15 protein-coding genes are annotated in these 18,199 nt (G+C 61.9%); 1 reads left to right on the top strand and 14 read right to left on the bottom strand.

Annotated features, from left to right (window positions below; genetic code table 11):
* Positions 1-98: 98 nt before the first annotated feature.
* From HWX76_RS22020 to HWX76_RS22090, 14 genes are all read right to left on the bottom strand, one after another.
* Positions 99-287, bottom strand: a complete 189-nt coding sequence (locus HWX76_RS22020; protein ID WP_124631614.1) for a hypothetical protein — start codon at positions 285-287, stop codon at positions 99-101.
* Positions 288-1,005: 718 nt separating this feature from the next.
* On the bottom strand, positions 1,006-1,227 hold the full coding sequence (locus tag HWX76_RS22025) for a hypothetical protein (RefSeq protein ID WP_050012347.1): 222 nt from the start codon (positions 1,225-1,227) through the stop codon (positions 1,006-1,008).
* 977 nt (positions 1,228-2,204) lie between these two features.
* Entirely contained in the window at positions 2,205-2,582 is a 378-nt protein-coding gene (locus HWX76_RS22035; protein ID WP_050012346.1) for an immunity 22 family protein, read from the bottom strand.
* A 94-nt stretch (positions 2,583-2,676) separates the two neighbouring features.
* Positions 2,677-3,078, bottom strand: a complete 402-nt coding sequence (locus HWX76_RS22040) for a barstar family protein (RefSeq protein ID WP_080334173.1) — start codon at positions 3,076-3,078, stop codon at positions 2,677-2,679.
* A gap of 6 nt (positions 3,079-3,084) precedes the next feature.
* Positions 3,085-3,435: a hypothetical protein gene (locus HWX76_RS22045; protein ID WP_200891620.1), complete on the bottom strand. Its 351-nt coding sequence runs from the start codon at positions 3,433-3,435 to the stop codon at positions 3,085-3,087.
* A gap of 180 nt (positions 3,436-3,615) precedes the next feature.
* Positions 3,616-4,203 carry a hypothetical protein gene (locus tag HWX76_RS22050; protein ID WP_176016336.1) on the bottom strand — a complete coding sequence of 196 codons (588 nt, stop codon included), beginning with the start codon at positions 4,201-4,203 and terminating at the stop codon, positions 3,616-3,618.
* 190 nt (positions 4,204-4,393) lie between these two features.
* The gene (locus tag HWX76_RS22055; RefSeq protein WP_080334172.1) at positions 4,394-4,723 is read right to left on the bottom strand and encodes a hypothetical protein; all 330 of its coding nucleotides are present in this window, start codon (positions 4,721-4,723) and stop codon (positions 4,394-4,396) included.
* A gap of 11 nt (positions 4,724-4,734) precedes the next feature.
* A complete protein-coding gene (locus HWX76_RS22060; RefSeq protein WP_176016337.1) occupies positions 4,735-9,060 on the bottom strand; it encodes an EndoU domain-containing protein in 4,326 nt (1,441 codons plus the stop codon).
* Complete coding sequence (locus tag HWX76_RS22065; protein WP_176016338.1) at positions 9,057-9,521, bottom strand: DcrB-related protein; 465 nt, start codon at positions 9,519-9,521, stop codon at positions 9,057-9,059. Before HWX76_RS22065 ends, HWX76_RS22060 begins: the two co-directional genes overlap by 4 nt.
* Before the next feature lie 17 nt (positions 9,522-9,538).
* A complete protein-coding gene (tssI, locus tag HWX76_RS22070; RefSeq protein ID WP_050012344.1) occupies positions 9,539-11,677 on the bottom strand; it encodes a type VI secretion system tip protein TssI/VgrG in 2,139 nt (712 codons plus the stop codon).
* A gap of 133 nt (positions 11,678-11,810) precedes the next feature.
* Positions 11,811-13,691 carry a type VI secretion system baseplate subunit TssF gene (gene tssF / locus HWX76_RS22075; RefSeq protein WP_176016339.1) on the bottom strand — a complete coding sequence of 627 codons (1,881 nt, stop codon included), beginning with the start codon at positions 13,689-13,691 and terminating at the stop codon, positions 11,811-11,813.
* Between the two features lie 277 nt (positions 13,692-13,968).
* Positions 13,969-14,478 (bottom strand): OmpA family protein, encoded by a 510-nt coding sequence (locus HWX76_RS22080; RefSeq protein WP_050012342.1) that lies wholly within the window; start codon positions 14,476-14,478, stop codon positions 13,969-13,971.
* An 86-nt stretch (positions 14,479-14,564) separates the two neighbouring features.
* Positions 14,565-15,833 carry a diguanylate cyclase gene (locus tag HWX76_RS22085; RefSeq protein WP_176016340.1) on the bottom strand — a complete coding sequence of 423 codons (1,269 nt, stop codon included), beginning with the start codon at positions 15,831-15,833 and terminating at the stop codon, positions 14,565-14,567.
* Positions 15,830-16,537: a YfiR family protein gene (locus HWX76_RS22090; RefSeq protein ID WP_089489623.1), complete on the bottom strand. Its 708-nt coding sequence runs from the start codon at positions 16,535-16,537 to the stop codon at positions 15,830-15,832. Before HWX76_RS22090 ends, HWX76_RS22085 begins: the two co-directional genes overlap by 4 nt.
* Before the next feature lie 395 nt (positions 16,538-16,932).
* Here HWX76_RS22090 and HWX76_RS22095 point away from each other — a divergent pair, with 395 nt between their 5' ends.
* Positions 16,933-18,174, top strand: coding sequence for an FAD-binding oxidoreductase (locus HWX76_RS22095; RefSeq protein ID WP_124594778.1), 1,242 nt, complete (start codon positions 16,933-16,935; stop codon positions 18,172-18,174).
* Positions 18,175-18,199: the final 25 nt, after the last annotated feature.

Genomic DNA, 18,199 nt, shown 5'->3' on the forward strand with positions numbered 1-18,199 from the left:
CGCTGGAAATCAATCGTCTGATGATCGCGGGGGCGAGCACCAAGATGGGGCGGTCGGTGAGGCGGTAAATCTTTCTGTTTACCAACAGAACCAACAAATCAGAAAGGTTTTTGATATTTTCGTGAAATAATGCGGGCTCGCTTCTGCAATCCAGCCAGCCTCCCCTGCCAGTCGCGCCCGCCGCGCCACGCAGTCCTCAGGGCCGCTTCGACGCCCCCTCGTCGCCCACCCGCCAGCCAGTGATCTGCCGTTTGTTCAATGCACATCACCTGCTTCTGATCGCCCATGAATTGCCCTATCCGCCTGTCTTCCGCCGCCGCGATCGCATGCGCGCTTTCTGTTTCTGCCTCCCATGCTTCGGGACGCGATGCGCTGACCGATCGGTCGGCCGGTGCCAATGTGTTTCGCTCAGAGCGGCATGCGGCCACTCGGGATAATGGACATGCGGCGCGGATGAGTCGCCGACGCGTGCAATTCGCTGCGCCTGGCGAACGGAGCCCGTTCGATACGCCGGATACGCGGCCGGTGCGGGTGACAAGCGATGCGCTCGTGGCATCGCCGCCTTCTTTTAAACACGAACCCGATTTCGTCTCGGCTCCGAACCGTGTCGCGCTTGGCGCGGGCGGGAGCGATAGTTTTGGGCGCGCAGTGCCCGGGTATGAGCAGCGCGAGCAGAACTGGAACGAATACCTGCGCGCGAACGGTTCCCGGCCGGCTGGAAGTGGCGGCTCGTATGCGCCGCAACGGCCGTACGATGCGCCGCGCGGTCCGCACGGGGCGCCGAATCCGTTCGATCCTTCGGTGCCGCAACCAGAGACGCGGACGTTCTACGACAACGGATCGGGGACGAAATGCACGGCTACCGGTGGTGCGGGGACGTCGCGGTCGTCTTGCGATATCGCTTGGTGATGTGCGGTTTTGGGCGGCTGCCGCTTGCGGCTGCTCTACCCTGTCCGGCGCGCTGCGCGACGTCGCGCAGCGCGGCCGCATCCCGCGGCGTTGCGCTTACAGCTGCGTGATGATCAGCCTCCCCGGCTCAATCTCGATCCGCGCCTTGCGGCCCGGAACAAAATACGCATCGTTGATCAGCCACATTCCACCAATCTTCATGTACGGATAAAACGTCTCCGGCCTCGGATCCATGGTCTTCGGGGTACCCCACATTTCCTGGATCGTGACGAAACGTTCCGTCTTCGGTGGTCGTGCTTTATGATTCGGCTTAGCCATGGGCAACTCCTGTTCAGTTGGCTGTGGTTAGCGGGTCGTGAGTGTTGGTAGCACTTGCGGCCCGCGCTCGTTTACCGCGGCGTTTTTATGGTTCGGATTCCTCCTTTGTTGGTGAATCAATGGGAGCGATGCTTCGATAGAGGATCAGTGCGTGTGGCACTTCCGTTCGCGTGCGCTGCGGGCACACGATCACCATCGGTTGAACATCACCCATTAAACCATCATTGGTGTGCATTTGAGCGCACGTTAGCCATCGGGTATAGGTACGCGACTTGGTCAGCTTTCTGGTTATTGCGCGTGTTGACACCAACGGTAGGCAATTCGACGCCGGCCAGATTGCCTCGAAATACGATTGATCGGAACGTGACAATTTGAAACGATTCGACCGCGATTGTGCGTCGCGCATAGCCGCCGCGTGCGTGCGACAAGCCCGAACCCCTCTATCGCGAGACCAACGGAGCCATTGCCGTCATCTTTAAGATGGCATGCGTATTAGGAATTCGCGCAGACGCTTAATCAGCTCCGGGTTGCCAGCACAATCAATGGGGCGAAGATTGTCGAGTGCCGGAACATTCGAATTTATCCACTTTCTGGCAGAATTTGGGCCAGCGACCCAGTAAATTGCATAAGCAAGATCAAGTTGATAATTTAGATCTCTGGCAAGATCATGAACCTCTGGAAAATCCCTATATTTCCCAAATAGATCAGAGAAATTTTCCCAAACATCGCCACCAGAACAATACTGTTCGAGCCGGATCAACTTAGACCCCATCAAAAATTAGACCAGCATCGTCCGGGATACATGCCAGCGAAACAAGAAAACCATCATTGCCATTATATTTCCCTGCTTGTGAGTAGCAAAAAGACAATCACATAGCTCACCGAGCTCGAGCCGTTTTATCCACTATGCTGACGTCGAGATTCTTGCCAGCGGCAAGCTTACTTCGACCTCTCCGCTTTGAACTACACCACTAAGTCTACTTCTGAAAATCAAACGTCCCGACGAAGCGCATGCGGGAGGCAAGACGGGCATTTTCTGCGTCCTCGTACTCGAAGTTATAAAGTAGGATCAGACCATTATCATCAACACTGCGCATAGCTTCGAGCTCGGGAATCAGAACGTCCGCAAAACTATCGATCCAAGAAAATCCTACAAGATTATTTCGGAGGCTTAGATCCGGTTGCAGCATGCCCGCCTCACGGAAGTCATCGTCAATCCAATCAATTCCGGTATCGTCTCGAAACTGATTGGAAGAGTCACCGTTCTCGTCGTAGGCGTTCTCGATGTAGTCTGTAAGATCATCGTCGTCAGTGAACTTCCCGACCCAGACTGATACTTTATTAGCTTTTTCCATTCTCCCGTACTCCGTCGGCGGCCGAAGACCCACGGGCGGGTCGTCGACGCCATTAATGAGCTGATAATTTCCCCAGCTCCGCAAACGCCGCAAGTTAGTCTTTAATTTTAAAAATCAACAAAGTCTTCGCCCCAGATGCCGCCACATTCGAATCAGCCAACGAAACGCACAAATCTTCGAATATATCTGTCGCGATAACATAAGCATCTGGTTCCGCCGCGGCCATTCGATCCGAATCAGGCCAGAATATTACAATTCGTTCGTTATCCACCTCATCCAAACCAGACCAAAGTGAGTCAGCCAATGCGTCCCAGCTTCGATTACTCTGCAACGACGGATCTAGTGGGCAGTTGTCACGAATCGCATCGAAAAACTGATTTTTAGATGCTATTTTTTCGAGTAAAACAATAACCAACCAACCCCTGCGACGGCATTCTTCCGCAATGCCCCTCGCTTCGATCGCGTCGATCACGTAAATTCCAAGTTTATCGGGCATCACGAATCACTCAAAACTTCTCAACAAAGTTACACCAACACTAGCCCCTAGGGTTTTCCCAAACCTTAACCTTCTCCACCGCCCTCTCAATGTCGTCCATATCACCATCACCCAGCGAGGAGTCGAACTTTCCGATATCATTTTCCTCAATTTCGCAATCTTTTTGGTTACTTTATTTTCATCAATAAATTTCGTTGTTTCCGCACGGCATTCTAAATTCCTATCATCGAATTCCCTACCAGGTTCGTGATAATATGCCCCAATATTTCTTAAAGAAATTAGCAAATACTCAAGGTCACAAAGAATCGAGAGGGCTTCACTTTCTGAAAATTCAATTTTTTCGTTGCTTTCCAACATAGCAGCCTCCGCTGAACGATCTCTGGATTTTTGAGGGAGATAACTGCCACTGAGCTTCCGGATCCGCCGGCCGAATGCGTCGTACTCGAAATGCGTTGGTACGACCTCGACCGAACTACGATTTGACTACGGGAAATCAACACGCCAACCGTTTTTATGATTGCCCCTTGAATTTATGATTCAGGGAGAACCAAGATTGAATAACCACTCGTGATATTTCATCTTGTCACGATCTGTCAAGGTACCTGCAACGAGTTCACGAGAAAAATCCTTCTGCACGTTCATTTCATGATCGACTGGATTCGCAACATGTCCTCCAATCAACTCAAAACTCTCCAAGTAGTCGATTCGGTTTATCAGAATCTCGGCACATGCAACCAACCGTTCCACATTGTGTTCAGCACACCATTTCGCCAAAAAAGACAACCCTGCTAGCAAATCAGTCGCACCCTGGACAGCAGCATCGTCATCCATTTCGACTGCGTCAGGGTCCCAGTCAACTTGCTCTAGATCGGCTAGCGGATTGGAGCTTTCGTTTCCGTTCCACACTTGATCCAAGGAGTCATCCACGCGTTGCCGAATCTGCACATTTGTAGCCTCCGCGTGCTTTGCGAGGAACTCAAAAACCGACTCATCATGTGCAAGACCAACACAGCACCAAACGCCAAAGCGAGCAAGGCGATCCTGGCGCCCGACAGCAACGAGAGACGACCTGAGATCTTGTTTATGCGCCTCAACATTCGGCGTTTCGGATAGAACTCTACTCATTAGCAAATACCTCTTTGCAGCGTGGAAAATATCTACGACGCATCCTCCGACATGTGATAGCCAGCAACACCTCGCGCGCAGCCGATTAAGTTACGTTCCAGGCCGCAGCTCAATCAAAGTCTGGATATATTTCACGCAGATCATCGCAAAGACCATTACCCAACTGACTTCGAATTAAAGCATAGCCGCATCATTTTCCGGTCGCACCCGCCTCAAGCAAATACCTCCTCCACCCTTCCAAGTATGATCGAAAGGTTTTTATACCAATTATTCTCAACGACTCTTCAGTATATTCATTGAATATCTCCACCCCCCCCTTCTCAATGATCACTGTATGAGCATTCCCCGTACCCTCCCATTTTTCAACCTCTCCATTTTCAACAGACAAACAAGCATTTATGTATTCATCGGCTGCATAAACGCTCCCCTGAACATCGCCAGACAAAAAATCACCTACGATTTTCTGCCCCTCAGCCATCTCCGCATGTAAAAATCCACGCTCATCAACATAAATTTTCATTCGCACCCCTATCAATATATCGGATATGCAGTATTAATATCCCCACCACCATTCAACCAACCTTCAATCTTCACACCACTTCTTGAAACACCTTCCCATTTTCCGTTGGGGGTGACCACTCCGTTATCAAACGCACTTCTAATCTCAGACATGACTTGTTGACGATTCCACGATTTCGGGAAGAACGACGATTCTGGCCCCTTCGCCACCCATGTACCCGTACTCGGATCGAATATCTCAACCTTACCTCTATAAACCCCTTGGGCATTTGCTGGCGAGGTGACCCCAACCACTCGAGCTTTTCCAACATGACCGATGCTGCCTTCGTGGTGGAAGCCAACAGCACGTCCACGGCTGTTTATTTCCCCGTGGAAAACATGTTCAGAATTTATTTTCGGACTGGTCCTGCACAATCCCCACGGATCGATCCATGTGTTCGGATTGGGTGCGTACTGGTAGAGGTTCACTCCTCCGATTAATCCGATCGGGTCCGGGCTGATGAAACACCCGATATCCGGATCGTAGAACCGGAACGTGTTGTAGTGCAGCCCCGTCTCACGGTCCAGATACTGCCCTTGAAAGCGCAAGTTCTGCGGTCGCGGTGCGTGAGCCGGCACGGGCGCAGCCGCTTGAACGTTTCCCCACACCGCTGCCGGCCGATCCGGCACCGGCGCAACCCACTCCTCCTGCACCGCATTGCCCCACACCTTGTAGCGGGCCTGCCAAACCAGCTCGCCACCCGCGTCAGTCAGTTCCTCCGGCAATCCCGATACATCGTTGTGGAAGTAATAAACCGCATCCCGCACATCCGCATCATTGGCCGCCGCCTTCCCCTGATCGATCCGGGCAAGCGGCACATAACTATTGGACTCGTACAAGTACGTCAGCGCTTCCTCGCCCTGACGGTCGTGATACGTCTCCTGCACCAACCGCATGCCGTCCCACAGGAAATCCGTACTCGCATAACTGCCATTGAGCTTCCGGATCCGGCGGCCGAACGCGTCGTATTCGAAATGCGTCGTCGCAACCCCGAGCCGGTCCTTCGTCACCACGGTCTTGAGCTGGTTCCAGTCGTCGTATTCAAGCGTGAGCTCTTTAGCCGGCCCATGCCCGCTCACCTTACGAACGAGCCGCCCATACGTGTCGTACTCGAAGCGCTTGTCCTCGAACATCTTGAGCCGGTTGTGCTCGACATACCCGCCCGGGTGATCGCTCGACACCAGGTTCGCCGCCGCATCCCAGCGAAACACTTCCGACGGCAACCCCGGCCCCGCCGCCTGTTCGATGCGCCCCGTCGGGTCATACCGATAGCTCGTCGTGCCATAACGCTGATCGCGCTTCTGGATCACGTCGCCTGCGGCATCGTATTGCCACTGCTTCGCAAGCAACTCCCCGCCCGCCGTCCCTCGCTGCACAATTTGCCGCGCACGGCGCCCCACCGCGTCATATCCGAAGTGACTCGTCAGCTTGCCCTGCGTCCGTAGCACCTCGCGATGCAGATCGTCCCGTTCGATGTCAGCAACCGCCGCACCATCGAAACGAATCTGGTGCACATGCCCCGAGCCGTAATGCAGCCAATCGATCGTGCGCTCGCCGGAAATCGTCGTGCTGACGCGATTGCCAAGCTCGTCGTAGGTGTGTGCGAGCCAGCCGGTCGGCGTGTATTCCTCGACGACCTCACCACGCTTGTCGTACTTCAGGCCAACCCGATTCTTCAGCGATGGCCCACGAGCGGCGAGCGTGTACAACTCGGCCGATGTGATCCGGCCTGCCTCGTCATACAGGTATTCGCAACGCTCTTGCGCGGTTTGCTTCGCAGTCAACCGCCCGATCGCATCGCGCTCGTATCGCGTCTCGATCTGCCCATCACGTACCATCGTTCCTTGACCGCACACGTCGTACTCATACGTACGCTTGTGACCATCGAGACCGACCTGTACGGAAACGAGATCGCGACGGTCATACTGAAAGCGATACGTCTCACGGTTCTCGTTGGTCAAGCTCGCCAACCGGAACGCTTCGTCATAACCGAATCGCACGACACGATCAGCCGCATCCGTGCGTGCCAGCAACAACCCACGCGGATTGACTTCGTAACGCGTGCTGCGCTGATTCGCATCAATGACCTCGACGAGACGTCCCGCCGCGTCGTACCGAAACGTCTGACGCGCACCATCCGCCGTCCCGATTCCCGTGACCCGCCCCATCGCGTCCGTTTCGTACACGGTGGCATGGCCGGCGGCATCCGTCACCCGCGCGAGCGCACCGCGTGCGTCATACGCAAACCGCGTGACCTTGCCGGAACAATCGGTATACGCGATCAACTGCGCCCGGCCATTCCATTCGAGGAACTTGTACCCGCCACGCGCATCGCGAATCGTATGCACAAGGCCGCGATCGTCGCGGTAATACTCGGTCGCGAAGCCCGCCGGATCGCGCGTCATCGTCAGGTTGCCGCGCGCGTCGTAACGATAGGTCCATCGCGCGTTGGTCGGATCGATTTCCGCAACAGGCAGATCGTAGTGCCCGTTCCACTCGGTGCGCTCGACCTGGTCAAGCGCGTCGATGCGCTGCGTCTGCCGCCCGCGCTCGTCATATTCGAAGCGAGTGACATGGCCGGCCGGATCGGTCGTACTGACCAGTTGCCGCATCGCGTTCCATTCGAGCCGCCACACGTTGCCTTCGGCATCCGTATGGCTCGTCGGCTGCTGATCCTCGTTCCACTTCCATTGCGTCACCCGCCCGATCTGATCGGTGATCGTCACCGAACGCTGCACAAGGTCTGCGTCGAACGTGTACGCTTCGCCGTCGTCGGTCCAGTGGCGCACGACACGCGCGTCGCGGCCAACGCCGTTCCACGCGTAAAAGCACTGTAGTCCGCCGGGCAGCGTATGCCGTGTCATCAGGCCATGTTCGTAACCGAAATGCCGCCCGGTATGGCCGCTGCGATCGGTGACCGATGCGAGTTCGCCGGCGCGCGTATAGCCGTAGCGAACCAGGATCTCGGGCAACTCACCATCGACGCCACGTACCAGTTCGATCGATGCGACGCGTCGCGGATGCTCCGGATCGTAATGCAGCGTCAGCAAACGGCCGGCGCTATCGTGAAGCCGAACCGGCCGCACCCGTTCGCCGACACTCGCACGCTCGACCTCGATCCAGTTGCCATTTCGGTCCTCGAGCCGCCGAAGATCCAGTGTTTCAGCATCCGACGCCGGCGCCCCGGCCGGGCCGAAATCGCGATACAAACCATCGACCGTTTCGACCACATAGTGCCCGCCGGCGGTACAAATCAGGTAAATGCCTTCAGGCACGCTGAAATGACTCTCACCCGGCGGCACCGCCGGAAACTCGATGTCGCGCCCCTGTTCGTCCCAGTACGTGATCGACGTGACGACGCCGTTCTCCCGCGCCAACCGCAACTCGACACTGATCGGCACGCTCCAGCCGACCCCAAACAGGCCATCGGCGCGATCGTCGTGGCTGCTGTAAAAACGCCGCCAGACGATCGGCAGCGGCCCAGGCAACACGAAGTCGGTGTCGTCGCTGCCGTCTAGAACCTTGCCGCCGGTGATCACGTTGACGGGATGGCCGGCCGACGGCTGCATCTTGCTGCCGAGCCATGTGCCGAATATGCCGGCCGCGAAGTTCATCGCGAGACACGGCAGCTTGCCCTTGACGAAATCGCCCCAGTTCCCCTTGCCTCGACCACATAACGCAAGCGCGATACCGATCGCCGCGCCGAGTCCGGCGACCCACGGCCGTGCCGCACTGATGTCGCGCACGGTCTTCGTGCCGCCGCCGAAGAAAACGTCCGGCGAGCCCTTCGAGATCGCGCCGTCACAGGTGGTCTTGTCGTCGACCCGTGCCGCAGGCAGGTCGTTGATGAACACCACGTCGGACCCTTGCGCAACGAATTGCGGACCAGGATGATCGCTGCAAAGAACCGGATCCATGTCCGCGCCGTCGGCCGCGCGCGCGGCCGGCTTCCCGTTGACGAACACATCGGGCGAACCGTTCTGGATCGTGCCTTTCTCCTCGGGCGGAGAAATGGCATTGCCGAGCCCCTTCGCGGCCTCGTCGATCTTGTCGTTGAGGCCGGAGCCCTGCATGTAGGCGGCCACGCCGACGCCGATCGCCAGCACGATCGGCGTCGCCAGCCCGCCGGTGCCAATTTCGAGCGCACCCAATGCACCGAACACGAGGCCTTCCGCTATCGTGGTCAGAGCCCATCCGATCCCCAAGCCACCCAGCAGCGACCCGCCCATGCCGAGCAGGTCGCCCGCGAGCGTCGTGTGGGTAAAGGGATCGTCCTTGCGAGCGGCCGGCTGACTCATGGGCGGCCGGCATCCGAAACCAGCGTGGGCGCAACCGGGCGCGGCTGGAAGCTCTCCAGCATGCGCGCGGCCAGCGCACGTTGTTCGTCGTTAAGCGGCGCGGCATTGGTCAACGTCATCACGATGACCTGCCCGCCGGCATCGAGCCGAAACGCCGTCTGCATCTGATGAAAGATGCGGCCGTCCTGTTCATGCGTCGATTCCGTTTGCACGCCGGGACATTCCGCCCGCCCAACCGTCACCGGCCGTCGCGACTGCACGTTCAAATTCTGCGCGGTGCGCGACGCCTGCGCCCATTCACGCTCGACGAACGCATCGATCGACTCCTGCTCGCGCAACCGGCCGCGGGACACGACAAGACTCAGCCCGCCCGGGCCGACGGGAAGAATCAGCATGTTGACGGTGCGGTCAAGCGCCGCGTCCGGCAATTCGAAGGTGCCTTCATGGATTGCGTAGTGCATGGCTGGTGTCGTTCGAGTTATTTGTTGAGATCGATGCGCTTGCCGTTGACCGTCACGCCGTCGTCGGTCATCAGGATTACGGAGCCGTTGTGCTCCAGCCGAATACCTTCCGGCGCGAGCGAGATCGAGCTGTTTTGCACCTTCAGCAGGATGCCGCGCTCGGCCACGTACACCTGCGTACCGCCGCCGCCATCCTTGGCCGGCGTCGTGACCTCGACGGTCGTCGCCGTGGTGCTGCGCTTCTCGGCGATCGTCTCGGTCAGGTTACCCTGCGGAATCTGCTTTTCTTCGCTGCCCGTCGCCACGAGGACGGTGCGCATCGGCCCGAACACCTTGTGCGTCTCGTTGTTCTCGACGACGGTGTTCATATCCTTCTGCGCGTGCATGAAGAATTCCTGCATGCCGTTCGTGTCGGTCATGCGAATTTCGTTCGACCCCTGCCCCTTATGCGTCTGGCTCTTGATCCCCATCGTCTGCCCGGCCGCGCCGTGATACGGGTTGCCCTGCTCGCCGTTGAACACGCGGCCGACGATCACCGGGTTATCCGGATCGCCCTGATTGAACGCCACCAGCACTTCCTGCTTGATCCGCGGAATCGCGGCCGCGCCCCAGCCGTCGCCCGCCCACGGTTGCGACACGCGCACCCACATCGAATCGGAGCCGTCCTTCTTGCCGCGCCGGTCCCACGGGAAATGCACTTTCACCGCGCTGCCGTTCGTATAGATTTCCTCGCCCTTCGGCCCGACGACGATCGCCGACTGCGTGCCGTGAATCACCGGCTTCGGCGTCGCGCGCGGCGCACGGTACGGAACCTTCTTCGGCAGCAGCGCGAAGCTGTTGCGGTACGGCAGCTTCGCGCTGTGCTGCGTGTAGTCGTTCACGGCCTCGTGACGCACGTGCAGGATCACGTATTCCTGGTTGTTTTCGAGGACGGGATGATTCGCGACGGCCACGGCGCCGGCCGTGGTCATGCGCCACGCGTAGCCGCCGCCGGTATAGCGATGGGCTTGCGCCTCCTCGGCCTCCATCGCGAAACGGGCATAGCGGTTGCCGTCATCGCCGTGGTCGTACAGCGACTGGTGCTCGAACCGCTCGGTCGCATCGAGCCGCGCATGCTTGAGATTCTGCGGCCCGACCTCCACCAGCATCAGCGGCGACGACGGATTCTGGTGATTGAAGTCGCGGAACGTGACCTTGCCGACGCCGAAGCGCCGGCCTTCGTGCAACTGGTCGATGCCGCTGTCCTCGCTCGCCTCGGTCGCGGCGAACGGCACGGTGGCGAGCCCGTCGATCGGGCGGAACAGCAGGTTCGTGTCGCCGATCACGAGAAGGTGCTTGTCCTTCTCGTAACGATGCGTCCACACGAGCCCCTCCTGCTCCATCAGCCGCGCGCAGAAGTTGTAGTAGCTCTCCTGGTACATCACGACGTACTCGAGCGGCTTCTGGCTGGTCCGGATGTCGAACACGAAATCGGAAAAACCGTGTTCCTGGAAAATCTCGGTGAGGATGTCCTGCGCGGTCTTGTTCTGGAAGATCCGGCAGTCGGTCGAGCGCGTGAGGAACCAGAACCACGGCACGGCCGTCAGGTGATATTGCGTGACGTTCCCGGGGTTGCCGGCGCGGTCGAACGACGCGACGTAGCCGTCGAAATAGCGGTCGTTGTCGCCGGTGCCCGACGCCACCACGCGTTCGAGCGTCGACAGGCGCGCCTGCTGGTCGAAGCGGATTTTGACCTGCTGGCCGATCAGGTCCTCGGGCCTCAGGTCGTGGCGATGCGACAGCAGGTCGAGATGGATTTCCGGCAAGCGGTTCACGTGCTCGTCGACGACGGCCGCGCTGACCAGCAGCACATCCGGGCCGAGCGGCGTATCGAGCGTGACGTAACGGTTGAGCTGCGTCAGGCGCGCGGGGTTCGCGGCGCCGTTGATCGCTTCGGCGATGGCGCCGGGCGTCTTCTCCATCAGCGAGAAGCCGGTCTGCGCGAGTTGCAGCGCGCGCTGGACGGTGTCGACGTGCCCCGCGAGGCCGGCAAGCGGCCCGAGGCTGCCGGCCACACTCGACGCCACCGGGCCGGCGAGGCCCCCGAGCGCGCTCAACGAGCCGAGCGCACTGCCGCCCAATCCACTGGGAATACCCCCGTTCGGAGCGAAACTCATTCTTGTTCCTTGCGTGTGATCTCAGGTTCCATCGGCCGGCTCGCCGGTCCGCGGCTTCGATAATGTAGGGTAAAACCCGAGCGCTTGAAAGACGTCCGCAAACGTTTTCGTTCGAGCCCTGAAAAGCGAGAAACTAAACCAGCGGCTGGGTACCCGGACGCGGCGTCCCACGCCGAAGCAGCACGCCGGTAGCGGCCGAAAACAGCACGACCTGCACGAAGCTCGTGACCGGCACGTATGGTGCGAAAAACCGGTCCATCACCTGCGCGAATCCGCTCAGGCTGAACGCGGCGAAACGCTGCTCGTCGACGACCAGCCGCACCTCCAGCCCGTGCACGAACGCCGACGCCGGCTTGCCGGGCAGCCAGCACCGCACGCGCGCCGTCGACAGCGACACGAGCGCATCGAAGCGCCGGCCGGCGTCGACGGAGTCCTCCGCCCAGCGTGCGCAAAGCCGCCTGAGCTGGGTCAGGCCGCCCTTGTCCAGCCGGATCGCCTGCGGCACGAGGAGCGACAGCAGATCCCACAGCTCCCCGTAACGGAAAGCGGGCGGCTGGCTCCGTGTCGGCCGGTTCAGCAGCGAAATCGTTCCCACCGGGTCGCCGCTGGGCAACGCCAGCTCGCGCCCCCGCATCCCGGACAGATCGCCCTGCGTGCAGGACAGCCGTATCTCCAGCTTGCGATGACCGGGATCGGCAGGTCGTCCGTCCTGGTCGACCAGTTCCAGTTCGACGCCGCGGCGCGACTCGGCAGTGTCTGCCGGGACTGGCGGCGGAGTCGCCTCCGTCTCCTTGGACCGGGAATCGACAGGCTCCTTAGGCGCCCGCCGTGCCTCGTCGCGCAACGTCATCCAGAACAATCCGGGACGCATGCCCGCGCCATGTTGCAGCGACCGGAACGGCGCCAGCATCGACGCGCCCGAGTCGGAAACATGGCGAACGGTGTCGATCGACCAGATAGCCGTGCGCGACGCGCCGGCCTGCGCAAGCGCCTTCACCGCGTAATGGGCGCAACCGGCGCGCGTCTCGATCGGCTGGGCGTCGTCCGGAAACAGGTTGATGACCGGCGCACAAAACAGCCGGACGTGGTCGGCGGTGGCGGCGGCCAGGCGTTGCGCGCGATGCGAATCCGGATGCACGCCCGCGATCGCGAGGTGGAGCGCGACGCGACGGTTGACGCTGGCGATTCGCTTGATCGCCCGCATGTCCAGGTCGACAAAGTCGAAACGCTCTGGCACCGCGCAATACGTCATCAGCAAGTGGAGCGGCCAGAGCGCATCGTCGGGCCGCACGTCCAGCAACGCATCGGCGGGATCGAAGCCGACAGCCGTGAACGTCGCGTCCGGCAGACGCTTCCAGCGCGTTGCATCGCCTGCTTCGACGAAGCTTCGGCCGGCAAGAAGCAACACGGCATCGGCGAGCGCCGCGACGATTTCCCGCGCACCGGTGAAATGCATGCGCAATGTGTCCGGCACGATGGCGAACGTCGCCTTCGGCGTCGTGAGTTCGAACGTGAAGGTCAGCAAACCGGTCGTTTCCGGGGGCAACGCGACGTCGCGCGGCGCGATCGACGAGGTCGTGTAGCGCACCGACGATACCGTCAGCGGCACGATCTCGACATCGTCCGCGATGCGGAATACTTCCTTGCCGACCGGTGCGATCAGCCGCTCGCCGCGACGAACGACGCGCGGCGCAGTCAGTTCGCTGCTGCCGTCGCCATGGAATTGCGCAATCGCGCACGATGGAAACGGGCGCAGAAAAGCGCCGTCGAGCGTATCGAGAAAACTGCCCGTGAACGCAGGCACGTCATCTTCGAGACGAATGTCGTGACACGCCGCCATCAACGCGAACGACTGCAACAGGCGTTCGACGTGCGGATCGTCCGAATGCTCGCCGGTGATCGCCAGCCGAGCGGCTATTTTGGGAAAGCGCTGAGCAAACGTCTGCATCGAATGGCGCAGCAGCGTCATCTCGCGTTCGAAGTGCGGCAGCAGATCCTTGGGTTCGATGGCCATACTCGTTCCGTCCGTCGCTGCATTCGCCTACGACGATGCAGCATTCATGAAAGCGGAACGATCTTATTCGGATAGGTCGCTTTTTATTTCCAATGAATTGAACGGCCACCATGTTGGCGGCGGCGAATTCGGTCGATGGCCATCCTGCCTTCGGCGAATATCAGGGCTCGCCGCGTGTGAATGGCCGCTCGCAAATTTTCTCGCCAATGGTGGCGAACCGTTAAAACAGACAGCACAGCGTGCTCGTCGACGCGGCGGCCACGCGCCATGCATCGCGTCACCGCGGCGAAACCACGATCGCCGCTCGCCGATTCTGCGCCCGCCCGCCCGGCGTCTTGTTATCCCCTACCGGATCGCGCTTCCCTTTCCCGACGATCGCGATCCGCTTCGCATCGAGTCCCGCGTCGACCAACTCGACAGCCACGACTTCAGCCCGCCGCCTCGACAGCTCGACGTCGTACTTCTCCGTCCCCTCGTTATCCGAATACCCGTACACCCGCACCCCGTTGATCCCCGCCGACTGCAACGTCCGCCCGATCCGCTCGACGATCCGCCGGACATCCGGCTTGAGGTTGTACCGGTCGAAATCGAACAGGATCGGCCCGGCCGCCCCGAACTCGAACCCCTGCCCAGTCTCCTGGAACCCGGCCGACTTCAGCGCCGTGACCTGCGTCTGCGTCAGCCCGCGATGAAGCGGCGGCGTCTGGCAGCCCCCCAGCAGCATGCCCAGCAGCAGCGCACTCCCGACGCACGTCCGCCTCATGCTCACAGGAAACGAGTGGTTCATTTCGCATCCCCTTCCATCGCGCCCGCTCCGCAAGCGCTTCTTTTAACCGCCGCCGCGGCCTCGTCCGCGGCGCGAGTCGATCGACATCACACCGGCCCTGCCACGCTCTGCGCCAACTGCCACGATCCCGGCCGCGCGCGCTTGGCGCGGTACATCGCGATATCCGCCGCGCGCAGCAGGCCGCTCGCGTCCGACGCGTGATCGGGATACAGCGCAACGCCGGCACTCATCATGGTGGCCACCACGCGGCCGTCGGACAGCTCGATCGACGGCGCCATGCCGGACAAAATCTCGTCGGCGATCCGGCACACGCTGCCCGCTTCGGGCACCGCCGCCAGCATCACCGCAAATTCGTCGCCGCCCAAGCGCGCGACGAGATCGGTCTCGCGCACCCGCGTGCGCAACCGCGATGCGATGCCGATCAGCACCGCGTCCCCGGCGTCGTGACCGAGACAATCGTTGATCTCCTTGAAGCGGTCGCAGTCGAGATAGAGCACCGCGACCCGATGACCCGTCAACGTGGCATCGCACAGCGCAAGCGCCAGGCGCGATTCGAACTGCATGCGGTTGGGCAACCCGGTGAGCGCATCGTGCGTCGCCTTGTGCTCGAGCGACGCGTTCTCGTCGCGCAGCGTGTTCTGCCAGTCTTCGAATTCGTCGAGCAACGCGTTGAAGTCGTCGCCGAGCTGATTCAGTTCGGCGATCGCCGTCGGCTCGACGCGCCGCGCGAACGCCCGCTCGCGCCGCACCGCGTGCGCGACGCCCGCCAGCGCGCGCAGCGGCGAAACGATGTTGCGCAGCAGGCGCTTCGAGCTCACATACGCGCCGAACACGCTGACGGCGAGGCAGCCGAGAATGCCGCCGACGCCGCCGAGCAGGAAGCCGAAGAACTGATGCCCGCGCCCGCGCACGACGACGTGGCCGACGATGATGCCGTCATGCATCACCGGCGCGGTGACCGGCCCGGGCAGCGCCACATCGGCGACGGCGCGCTCGAGCCGGGCGACCCCGTTTCCGGCCGGCAACTGCCACGTCGCGAACAGTTGTCCCTTGCTGTCGGTGACGACCACCTGCGCGACGTCCTCGTCGCCGGCGATCATCCCGATCGCCTCGTTCGCCGCGACGCGATCGCCGAACACGAGCGCCGCCTCGACCGTATAACCGAGCGAGCGCGCCAGCAGATTCAGGTTGTTGCCGGCATACGCGCGCAACGCGATCACGGCGACGACGATCAACGACACGGCGGCCATCGTCACGGCGACGAACGCGAGGCGCAGATGCGCGCGGCGCAGCACGCTTTGCAGCGTCGGGCGCGGCGGGCGCGAAGCGGGAACGGGGGGCGCGGATCGTGTCATGGCGCCACCGGCCGTCGTGCAAGGTTGAGGACGTTCGGATGCACGCGCACGCCGCTGCGCGCGACGGCATCGAGATTGATGTCGAAGGTGACGCGTTCACCTTCGACCGTGACGCAGAACATCGCGCCCGCGGTGCAGGACATATCGTGTTCGGCAATGGTCAGCACCGGGCGGCCGGACAACACGGCCCTGACCCGTGCGCGCTCGTCGTTGCCGAGGGCGCCGAGATAGACGACGTCGCACGCGACGCCGAGCGCGGGGTCGTCGAAGCGGACGCGCTGCACGTCGAGCACGGTCGAGCCGGCCTGCAGCGTGTCGGTCAGGCCGCCCGCGTAGTCGGGCCTGCCGGTCACGCACAGATGCAGACGGACGGGCGTCGTCGGCCAGCGCGTGAAGCTGATGATGCCGAGCACCACCTGACGCACGGCGGAGTCGTGTGACGAAAAGGCGGGACCCGTTGGGCTGGCCGGCGTGGTGGTGGCGGCAACTTGCACCGCATCGATCGGGTGCTCGTCCATCACGGCAGGCGCGCCGGCGACGACCGGTACGGCGCTCAGAACGCAAACGATTGCGGCAAACGCCTGGCGGACCGTGGCGACTCGGCCCCGCCGGCCGGACGCCTTTCGCGCGGCGATGGCCGCCGCGCACGCTGGCGTCGATGCGACTGCGAGACTCGCAGCCGCCGCGCACACACTTGCATCCATGATGGAAACATCTGCCGCAGTCGTTCCCGGCCCTGCCTCCTGCCTGCCATGCGCGTGCAGGCACCGTATCACGCGCACGATTCCTTCCATCTTAGGTAAAAATTCGGATGACCAAGCAGTGGGAAACACCCGCGAAAGCATCGGAAAGCAGGCGGATTCCGTGTGGCTGCCCGATGAGACGGACGGACGCGTCGACCGATGTCGATTCGATCTCGGCGTCGGCGAATTGATCGGCGGATTGATCGTCGCGCACGGGCCAGCCGCCACGTATCGACCGCGTGCCCCCTCTTGGCCCCCCACGCCGGCGCGAGTATGCTTGCGGTTCGAACGATTCCCAACCCGGGCGCGCACACCGTACCGCGGCCACGCGCCCCGCCAACCGTCACTCACCATCGATGGATTTCGACGTCATCGTTCTCGGCGCCGGCATCGTCGGCGTTTCCGCCGCGCTGCACCTGCAGGATCGCGGCCGCAAGGTTGCCCTCGTCGATCGCGGCGCGCCCGGCGAAGGCACGAGCTTCGGCAATGCCGGGCTGATCGAGCGCTCGTCGGTCGAACCGTACCCGTTCCCGCGCAGCCCGTTCACACTGATGCGCTATGCGCTGAACCGCTCGACCGACCTCTACTGGCACAGCGCGTCGCTGCCCGCGTTCGCGCCGTGGCTCGCACGGTTCTGGTGGGAATCGGCGCCGCTGCGTCACGCGGCGGCGTCGCGCGACATGCTGCCGCTGATCGAACGCTGCATCGTCGAACACGATGCGCTGATCGCGCGGGCCGGCGCCGGCGAACTGATCCGCGCGAGCGGCTGGCTCGAAGCGTTCCGCACGCCGGCCGCCTTCGAACGGGGCGTGGCCGACGCCAGCCTCACCGCGCGCCGCCACGGGCTCGGCATCACGCCGCTCGACGCGGCCGCGCTGCGCGCGCACGAACCGAGCCTCGCCCCGGGCTTCTGCGGCGCGCTACACTGGCTCGACCCCAAAAGCGTCGTCGATCCGGCCGCGCTCGTCAAAGCGTATGCGCACCTGTTCGTGCGGGGCGGCGGCACGCTGCTGACCGGCGACGCCGCGAGCCTCGACGCGCTGTCGCCCGGCTGGCAGGTCCGGACCGACGACGGCCCGGCGGCCGCGCCGGCCGTCGTGGTCGCGCTCGGCCCGTGGTCCGACACGGTGTTCGGCAAGTTCGGCTACAAGATCCCGCTGCGCGAGAAACGCGGCTATCACATGCACTACGCGCCGTCCGCGCGCGGCGTGCCGTCGGCGCCGATCGTCGATCGCGAATACGGCTACGTGATCGCGCCGATGCGGCGCGGGCTGCGGCTGACGACCGGCGTCGAGATCGCGCGCCGCGGCCTTCCGCCAACGGGTGTGCAGCTCGAACGCGCGGAACGCGTCGCGCGGCCGGTGTTCGGGTTCGGCGAGCGGCTCGACCCGCATCCGTGGCTCGGCTTCCGCCCGTGCACGCCCGACATGCGCCCGGTGATCGGCCCCGCGCCCGCGCATCGCGGGCTGTGGTTCGCGTTCGGACACAACCATCACGGGCTGACGCTCGGCCCCGTCACCGGCCGCCTGCTGGCCGAGATGATGACCGGCGAAGCGCCGTTCACCGATCCGGCGCCGTATCGCGCGGATCGCTTCTGAGCGCGCGATACCGGCGCCGGCACGA

The organism is Burkholderia sp. BCC0398 (genome assembly GCF_902833245.1).
In the GTDB taxonomy this organism is placed as follows: domain Bacteria; phylum Pseudomonadota; class Gammaproteobacteria; order Burkholderiales; family Burkholderiaceae; genus Burkholderia; species Burkholderia sola.

Coding starts and splice junctions, on each gene's coding strand:
- HWX76_RS22080 (WP_050012342.1), bottom strand. CDS start 14,478: ATGAACCACTCGTTTCCTGTGAGCATGAGGCGGACGTGCGTCGGGAGT.
- tssI (WP_050012344.1), bottom strand. CDS start 11,677: ATGAGTTTCGCTCCGAACGGGGGTATTCCCAGTGGATTGGGCGGCAGT.
- HWX76_RS22060 (WP_176016337.1), bottom strand. CDS start 9,060: ATGAGTCAGCCGGCCGCTCGCAAGGACGATCCCTTTACCCACACGACG.
- HWX76_RS22065 (WP_176016338.1), bottom strand. CDS start 9,521: ATGCACTACGCAATCCATGAAGGCACCTTCGAATTGCCGGACGCGGCG.
- HWX76_RS22045 (WP_200891620.1), bottom strand. CDS start 3,435: ATGTTGGAAAGCAACGAAAAAATTGAATTTTCAGAAAGTGAAGCCCTC.
- HWX76_RS22050 (WP_176016336.1), bottom strand. CDS start 4,203: ATGAGTAGAGTTCTATCCGAAACGCCGAATGTTGAGGCGCATAAACAA.
- HWX76_RS22095 (WP_124594778.1), top strand. CDS start 16,933: ATGGATTTCGACGTCATCGTTCTCGGCGCCGGCATCGTCGGCGTTTCC.
- HWX76_RS22035 (WP_050012346.1), bottom strand. CDS start 2,582: ATGGAAAAAGCTAATAAAGTATCAGTCTGGGTCGGGAAGTTCACTGAC.
- tssF (WP_176016339.1), bottom strand. CDS start 13,691: ATGGCCATCGAACCCAAGGATCTGCTGCCGCACTTCGAACGCGAGATG.
- HWX76_RS22085 (WP_176016340.1), bottom strand. CDS start 15,833: ATGACACGATCCGCGCCCCCCGTTCCCGCTTCGCGCCCGCCGCGCCCG.
- HWX76_RS22055 (WP_080334172.1), bottom strand. CDS start 4,723: ATGAAAATTTATGTTGATGAGCGTGGATTTTTACATGCGGAGATGGCT.
- HWX76_RS22025 (WP_050012347.1), bottom strand. CDS start 1,227: ATGGCTAAGCCGAATCATAAAGCACGACCACCGAAGACGGAACGTTTC.
- HWX76_RS22090 (WP_089489623.1), bottom strand. CDS start 16,537: ATGGATGCAAGTGTGTGCGCGGCGGCTGCGAGTCTCGCAGTCGCATCG.
- HWX76_RS22020 (WP_124631614.1), bottom strand. CDS start 287: ATGGGCGATCAGAAGCAGGTGATGTGCATTGAACAAACGGCAGATCAC.
- HWX76_RS22040 (WP_080334173.1), bottom strand. CDS start 3,078: ATGCCCGATAAACTTGGAATTTACGTGATCGACGCGATCGAAGCGAGG.